2 protein-coding genes are annotated in these 1565 nt (G+C 72.7%); both read right to left on the reverse strand.

Annotated elements, in window-relative coordinates:
- Positions 1 to 77: 77 nt before the first annotated feature.
- Entirely contained in the window at positions 78 to 1256 is a 1179-nt protein-coding gene (locus tag RIF68_RS36195; RefSeq protein ID WP_309055922.1) for an acyl-CoA dehydrogenase family protein, read from the reverse strand.
- Positions 1253 to 1565: acetyl-CoA carboxylase biotin carboxyl carrier protein subunit (locus RIF68_RS36200; RefSeq protein ID WP_309055924.1), on the reverse strand; the 313-nt coding region annotated here is incomplete at its 5' end. The genes RIF68_RS36195 and RIF68_RS36200, both read right to left, overlap by 4 nt.

The following is a 1565-nucleotide window of genomic DNA, read 5'->3' on the forward strand; positions in this document are numbered from 1 at the left end:
GTCCAGGGTGACGGTGACGATGCCGCGCTGCGGCGAGGAGACGACAAGGCTCATGGGGGGGCTCCTCGGTACGGCTCTCAGTACGACTTGGGCAGGCCGAGCGTCTGGTGGGAGACGTAGTTGAGGATCATCTCCCTGCTGACCGGGGCGATACGGGCCACGCGGGAGGCCACGATGAGCGAGGCGAGGCCGAACTCCTTGGTCAGGCCGTTGCCGCCGAGGGTGTGCACGGCCTGGTCGACGGCCTTCACGCAGGCGTCGGCGGCGGCCAGCTTGGCCATGTTCGCGGCCTCGCCTGCGGCCATGTCCTCGCCGTCGTCGTAGAGCCGGGCGGCCTTCTGCATCATCAGGCGGGCCAGCTCGATCTCGATGTGGCACTGCGCGAGGGGGTGCGCGATGGCCTGGTGGGCGCCGATGGGGGCCTTCCAGACACTGCGTTCCTTCGCGTACTCGGTGGCGCGGTTCAGCGCGTACCGCCCCATGCCGAGCGCGAAGGCGGCCGTCATGATCCGCTCGGGGTTCAGGCCCGCGAAGAGCTGGAGCAGACCCGCGTCCTCGTCTCCCACGAGCGCGTCGGCGGGCAGCCGTACGTCGTCGAGGACCAGCTCGAACTGCTTCTCGGCCGCCTGGAGCTCCATGGCGATCTGCCGCCGTTCAAAGCCCGGGGTGTCGCGCGGGACGATGAACAGGCACGGCTTGAGGTTGCCGGTGCGGGCGTCCGACGTACGGCCGACGATGAGGGTGGCGTCGGCGATGTCGACGCCGGAGATGAACACCTTGCGGCCGGTCAGGAGCCAGTCGCCGGAGTCGGGGTCGCGGCGGGCCGTGGTGGTGATGCGGTGGGAGTTGGACCCCGCGTCCGGCTCGGTGATGCCGAAGGCCATGGTGCGGGAGCCGTCGGCGAGGCCGGGCAGCCAGGCCCGCTTCTGCGCCTCGGTGCCGAAGCGGGCGATGACGGTGCCGCAGATGGCGGGCGAGACGACCATCATCAGGAGCGGGGAGCCTGCGGCGCCCAACTCCTCCAGGACGATGGAGAGTTCGGCGATGCCGCCGCCTCCTCCGCCGTACTCCTCGGGCAGGTTCACGCCGAGATAGCCGAGCTTCGCCGCGTCCGCCCACAGCTCGTCGGGGTGGCCGTCGTTCGCCACCACGCGGGTCATGTAGTCGCGGCCGTAGCGCTTGCCGAGGGCGGCGACGGCGGCGCGCAGGGCCTGGTGCTCCTCGGTCTCGAGGACGGTGGGGCGGGCGGGGCTCATGCGGACTCCTCCGGTTCGGCGGCGGCCTGGACGACGGCGAGCAGGGCGCCGACCTCGACCTGGCGGCCGGGTGCGGCGTGCAGCGCGGTGAGCGTGCCGGAGGCGGGAGCGCAGACGCGGTGCTCCATCTTCATGGCCTCCAGCCAGACGAGGGGCTGCCCGGCCGTGACGGCCGCGCCCTCGGCGAGCCCTTCGGCGACGCGGACGACGGTGCCCGGCATGGGGGCGAGCAGTGAGCCGGGGGCGCGGCGGGCGGCGGGTTCGGGGAGCAGGGGCAGCGCGGTGAGGGCGGTGTCGCCGCGTGCGGTG

The organism is Streptomyces sp. (assembly GCF_031178505.1).
In the GTDB taxonomy this organism is placed as follows: Bacteria; Actinomycetota; Actinomycetes; order Streptomycetales; family Streptomycetaceae; genus Streptomyces; species Streptomyces gulbargensis.